Annotated in this window: 2 protein-coding genes; one reads left to right on the forward strand and one right to left on the reverse strand. The window is 45.2% G+C overall.

All coding sequences use genetic code 11. The features are described from left to right. Positions 1-169 precede the first annotated feature (169 nt). Positions 170-4,876 (reverse strand): hypothetical protein, encoded by a 4,707-nt coding sequence (locus tag CVV21_03790; GenBank protein ID PKL91880.1) that lies wholly within the window; start codon positions 4,874-4,876, stop codon positions 170-172. Between the two features lie 300 nt (positions 4,877-5,176). On the opposite strand from CVV21_03790, the gene CVV21_03795 reads away from it, so the two are divergent. Beyond that, complete coding sequence (locus CVV21_03795) at positions 5,177-6,505, forward strand: hypothetical protein (protein ID PKL91881.1); 1,329 nt, start codon at positions 5,177-5,179, stop codon at positions 6,503-6,505. Positions 6,506-6,589: the final 84 nt, after the last annotated feature.

The raw sequence follows: 6,589 nt of genomic DNA on the forward strand, positions 1-6,589 counted from the left end.
CTTATGCTTAACTGCCTAATGCTTAACTGCTTATTATTTAACATCCACTACCGCGGGCTAAAGACCCGCGTCTACCAAATCTAAACCGAGACGTCAAACCGCCGATCTTACTTCCGTCCCTCTGTCCCTCTGTGCATCCGTCCCTCGTTTTTTTTACCCAGCTGCCGCCTTAATTCCCCACCACAAACAGCTTCGCCCTCTGCACTTTATTATTCGCCTTATTATGTATGGTGATATAATACAGCCCCGGCGATACGTCGTTGCCGTATTTATTCTTGCCGTACCAGTACGCTATTATGTTTTCCGCCTGTATGGAAATTACGTTTTCACCTGCCACCGTGTAAATCTGTATTACGGAACCCGGCGGCACGTTATCTATTTTCAAACGCCCGTCTTTTGCCTTTTTCGGGTTAAACGGGTTGGGGTATATCACCGGCATTCCGCCCGGATAGTATTCAACACCTGTGTCTATTATCGGGTGTTTAGGATAATTCGGATACGCGTAGTCATTATAATCAGCCGCTGCCGTATTTTCAAAAACCCTGTCAGCCGGCATCTGTGTTATTTCAACCGTGAATTCCACTGTGATTTCATCCACACATGACGGCGTTCCGGGATAACACTGCGCGTTAAGCGTGACTCCCGCAAAATCCCAGCTTATTACATCCCCGTCCAAAGAGTAACTGTACGGCGACGGAGATGAAGCGGATACAAACCTTGTCCCTGCCGGCAGCGAATCCCATATATTTACGTTCCATGTATCCGCGGCGTGCGGGTTTCTTATCACTATCTGGTAAGTAATCTTTGCCCCTACCCCGGGAGTTTCGCCCCACGCTTTTAATTCCATTTCAAGCTCTACAGGCGTGGGCCCCGGAGTATTTGTATGTGTTGAAGTAAAAGTAGCTGTAAACGTGGCGGTATGCGTAAACGTGTTTGTAAACGTATTTGTGTTTGTAGCGGTAAAAGAAGGCGTGCGCGTGTTTGTCGCCGTAAACGTGTCAGTAAATGTGGATGTCTGTGTATATGTAAACGTCTCTGTAAAGGTATTTGTAAAAGTGCGCGTGTGCGTGTTTGTTGCAGTATCAGTATATGTCATTGTATTTGAATGCGTGAATGTCTGGGTAAAGGTATTTGTCGGCGGCGGCGTGCCTGTCACGGTATCTGACGCCGTGTATGTATGCGTTGCCGTACTTGTAGGGGTATCAGTGCTTGTGGCGGTGTATGTGTACGTGTAAGTCTCTGTCGGGGTGTCTGTTGCCGTATTCGTAAATGTGCTTGTGGCGGTCTCTGTATCTGTTGACGTGTTTGAGGAAGTAATTGTAACGGTTGCGGTCGGTGTTGCCGTCATGGTGGGAGAAGCTGTCCACGTTAATGTTATTGTCGCTGAAATTATTATTGTCGTCTCTGTCTGCGTTATTGTTAAAGTGGGTGTCTGTGTGAAAGTTGATGAAGGCGAAACAGACGGCGTGGCTGAGGCCGTGGAAGTCATAGTGGCGCTTGATGAAGGCGTTGAGGTTGAAGTCGCAGTTGATGTGGATGTCGCGGTTGATATATTGGTAACAGTTAAAGTCGGCGATGCGGTTACCGTAACCGTAGTTGTGGCCGTAAGCGTTGCGGTGGATGAAGGCGTTATTGTATCAGTTGCAGTTGACGTCTGCGTGGCGGTTTGCGACGGGCTTGAAGTAATTGTAACCGTGGATGTTGATGTGCGCGTGGCAGTGGGCGTAGATGTAAAAGTGGGCACCACCCCGCATCTTATTGTGACCAAAGCGTCATCGCTTACAGGCGCTTCTTTTGCCCCATATACAAACGCCTTATTTATCTGCGGGGTATCTGCCACAGGGCATCCGGGATTTCCCACAATCGCGTAATAAACTATCTGTCCGCACTGATTAATCTGCATATCGCCGATATTCCAGTCAAGCGACTTTCCGCTCTGCGTTAAGGTAGAACCCGCCGGTGCCGATACAACACCGCCGAAGGTAAGATACGCGGGCAGAGAATCAACCACGTGAACGCCGTTTACTTCACGGCCGGGCATTGGCCCGTTGCCAAACACCCTGCGCCATGTATAACCGTCCCACTCTTCAATTAAAATATTATTCACTGTTGTCGCAACAGATGCACACACATCCCTGTTCACCTTATTAACATTAACAAATGTCCCGTCGCCTTTTGTCCAGTCAGGACTTATAGGAAACATCATTTGATCCGGGCCGCTGACATTTTTATCAACACTCTGTTGTGACCAGTCGTCTGTCCAGTCCTGCGGATTCATATATGTGGAATCAAAAAGCCTGACTTCAAAATAAAAAGGGGCGGTAACCGTCCCCATATGAATTCTGTCCATAGAGCCGTAATAGTTATACAGATGATGCGTGGGTGCGGATGGCATGGAGTTAAAAGTAAGCATAAGCCTTTGATTCCAGGACTTACCCGTAACGTCAGTACAGGCTGTCGGCATACAGGCCAGAAAATCTTCGGTGGTCATTGTGATATTGGCATTCCACGGTGAGCTTGAATTTTTAACTACGCCCCATTGCGTGCCATGAAGGGCGGAATTTACAAAATAAGAAATACGGTAATTTGACCAGTCTATAACAGGCTCTGCAGCTTCGTGGTGCGCCGCAAAATCCAGTTTGTATTCCGAAGAATTTAGCTGAAGCGGATTTACGCCGGCAGCCCAGTTAACCCCTGACCTTCCGCCGTTTATCCAGCCTGCCGCTGCCGCGGAATTACAGAAATCTATTGTGTAAGTAACGGTGTCGCCGACATTTACAAGTGCTGCACCTGCGGTCTTTGTAATAGTTAAAGCAGCGGACACTATGTCAATGCAGTTTCTTCTTAACACCGCGGATACTTCATTTGGGAATTCGCTTGATGTCCAGCCGGTTCCATTACTGCAGCGGATGTCGGCATAATTGCAGTAGCGCCCCTGCGCCGCGGTTGATTTTACGCGCGCCACCATTGTTATGCCGCCCATTGTCACACCGTAATTCTGGTTTCTCATGCCGGTCACGGTAAACCCTGTGCCGCCCCATTCATAAATCCCGTTCGCGGAATCAGAAAATACAGGCGCAGGCGTGGAAGAGACAAATTCAATAGCGCTTGGAAGTGTATCGCGCACGGTAACATTCGTGGCATCCATGGAACCATAGTTGCGGTAGTTTATCCAGTAAGTTATTGTATCGCCGGGGAATCCGTAAGTTTTATCCATTGACTTGTAAACTTTCATATTGGCGGTAGGCATAATACTGCACGGATTAGGCCAATTTCCCGTTAAAATAAGTAATCCAAGCTGCCTAAACCAACCATGGTAATAATGAGGAACTGATGAAAGGTAACCATCCCCCGGTGTAGTAACGTCCCATTCTATCATAAGTTCTCTAAAATACTCACCCATTAAAGTATAATCAGGTACAGGTTCATTCGCGTTCGTAATTATTGCTGCTGCCGCACCGGTACCAAAAATCCAGTTATAATGAAATGATACACCTTCGGTACCATCAGGATGATACCACCCTGCTACTGCCGCAGGCCCAAAAAAATAAAGGTCCGCACTGTCTGATGACCCATATTTTTTACAGGGAACACCATATGCCTGTGGATTCTCTATAAAGTTTGTTAATTTTCTGGCCGCTTCAAGTTCGTAAGTATTTGATGCTAAAATATCAGGTTGATGCGTTGAAGGATTCCATGTAGAGGAAGGAGCGCCATTCCACAATACATCAAGCGAATGCCTCCACGGCGACCTGAAATCCTCTCCGTCATTAAACTCCCTGAACGACGCAGTATGCGAAGCCTCATTAACAGAATATATGCCGACATAACCGGTAACCATGGAAGGATCTACAGCCAACTGTCCGGCAAGCCAATTGGAGGAAGCAGCAGCACGATAGAACTGATTATAATTCCATGCAGGATCCCCAATAGCCTGAAGAGTTTCTCCAAAACATCTGTAATATGCAGGAGCAGAATAGTCGTAATAATTTTCTGACGGTCCGGCAAACTGAGGTTTTAAAGGAGCGTATGGGGTTAAGCCCGAACCCCAATTTGTAGTTTCACCCGCAAAGCCCCCGCCTGTATTGCCTCCGCGCGCATATCCGTCAAATCCAATATTTCCCGATGTCCAGTAATCATCCCCTGTGTTGTCTCCCTCATCGTGTTCAACAAAAAATCTAAGCATATCAAGTGCCATCTGTTTATATTGTATTTCATAACACGGTTTTATATCCGGCCCTACCGTCATTGTCGATCCATTGGCGGGTCCCGTACCTCCGGGCGCATAGTATCCGGTTCCATCGCCCCACTGTTTCCACGCAATAAGAGCTGCCATGGCAATATCATCATCACCATCAGCGGCCGTATCAGAACCCGCGCCATATACCGAAGGTGCATGCTTGCCGTATTTGTATGTCGGATTAACGACATCTCCTGTTGAATACTTTAAAGTTTTATTAAAATAATTATTTTCGTTAAGATAAAACCACAAACCGTCAAATGCCGGTTTATCAGACATAAGCGCTGCTCCAAGAAGCGCATAGCCGTGCCCTTCAGAGCAGTATGGACTTGAACTGTCTTTAATTAAGTTGACATTGGCATTTGCTCCTGCCGCGTTCTGATAAGCAATTGTTCCGGTATAATTGAATTCATTTGAATGTATCTTCCACGCGTCGCGCATCCACATTTCCATTTCCGCATGGGAAACGCCGTCCGGCAGGTGTGAAGCAAGTGTTTCCCCGCCAACGTAATCCATAAACTGCGGGAAAGGCATGACAGGATTTCCTGAATTAATATTTATATTAATAGCCGCAAATGATGAAATAGATATACCTATGGCTGCTGAAGCTGTAAGTAAAACCTTTAATAGCTTCAAAACTTTTCCCCTTCTTTCATAATATGAAATCCCGTTCTATTGATTTATTATATATATTGCTTAAATAGAAGTCAATAAACAGTTTACACGTTTAATTTAGACAATACAAAACAAATAAGGTTTCTCTGTTTTTGTCCATAAACAACCTTATTTTTAAGGGGTTTTTTAGTTTTTGTACAAAAATTAAGTTTTTATATATTGTTAAATACAGATACATTCTACTTTTTATTTGTATATTTGACTATGTTTATGGCATAATCATAATAATTTGGCGGGCAATTAAACAAGGCGGAGGAATGAATGGTACCACGCAAGGATTTTCGGCTGATTTCTTTTAAGATTTTAAACGATACATTTGTCAGCAAACGGTGGGTAAAAGAGTCCATTGAAGACAACATGGGCGATATTAATGAAGAACACCGCGATATCGCGAAAATATACGAACTATGCTACGGCATACTGCGCAACAAATCCCTTATTGATTTCCGCCTTTCAAAATTCATTAAAAAACCCGTGGAAGACATAAAACTTTTAAACATCCTTCGCATCGGATACTGGCAGATAAAAAAAATGGATTCTATCCCGCCTTACGCGGCAATAAATACCTGCGTTGAACTTGCAAAAGAATTTGTCCACCCAAAAACGGGCGGCTTCATCAACGCCGTATTAAGGAACCTTTTAAAAGACACGTCAGAAGACGGAATATCAAAGAAAAAACCGGAAGAGTATCTGGCAACCACATATTCCTATGAAAAGTGGATGGTTAAGTTTTTCCTTAAACATTACCCAAAAGAAGCGGAAGCAATTATGCAGGCAGGCAATATCAAACCGCCTTTTTTTATAAGGGTCAACACGCTTAAAACAGACGCGGAAGAACTTGTAGAAATCCTTAAACAAAATTCTATTGAAGCAGAGCCGGTAAAATACTTTAAAAACGCCCTGCTTATAAAATCGGGCAATCCCATAGACTGCGAACCGTTTGCCCACGGCCTTTACTACGTGCAGGACCTTGCGTCACAGGCGCTTGGCGCGTTTATTGACGCCGGAGCCAAAGAAAGCGTTATTGATATCGGCAGCGCGCCTGGCGGAAAAGCCGCGTATATGGCAATGGCAATGGAAAACAAGGGCGGTATTGCGGCAATTGAATCAGACGCCGGCCGCGCCCGAATGATAGATAATACAGCCGCAAGGCTTGGAATAACAAACGTGAAAGTCATTACCCACGACGCAACGCTGGATATACCCGCGCTGCACGATACCGCGGATAAAGTACTGGTAGACGCGCCGTGTTCCGCGCTTGGCGTAATAAGGCGGCATCCGGAGAAAAAGTGGTGCCTTGAAGAAGCGGAGTTAAAAGACTTTCCCAAGACACAGCTGGCAATATTAAAAACAGCCGCAGGCTGGGTAAAAAAAGGCGGAGAACTGTTTTATTCCACCTGCACAATAAACCCGGCGGAGAATGAGGGTGTGGTGGAGAAGTTTTTGGAAACGATTGAGGGATTCAAACAGGTTGCAGTTACAGAAAATAGTAAGTTTGATGATTTTATGAAGAAGAAATATTTTGTATCCTTACCGGGCAACGAGATGAATATGGATGGGTTTTTTATAGCAAAGTTTGTTAAAAAATAGCGAATTAAGCTATAGGCAATTAAGCTATAGCGGAAGACAGAAATGAAATAATAAGCTATAGGCAATTAAGCTATAGCGGAAGAC

The sequence above is a fragment of the Candidatus Goldiibacteriota bacterium HGW-Goldbacteria-1 genome (assembly GCA_002839855.1).
Classification (GTDB): domain Bacteria; phylum Oederibacteriota; class PGYV01; order PGYV01; family PGYV01; genus PGYV01.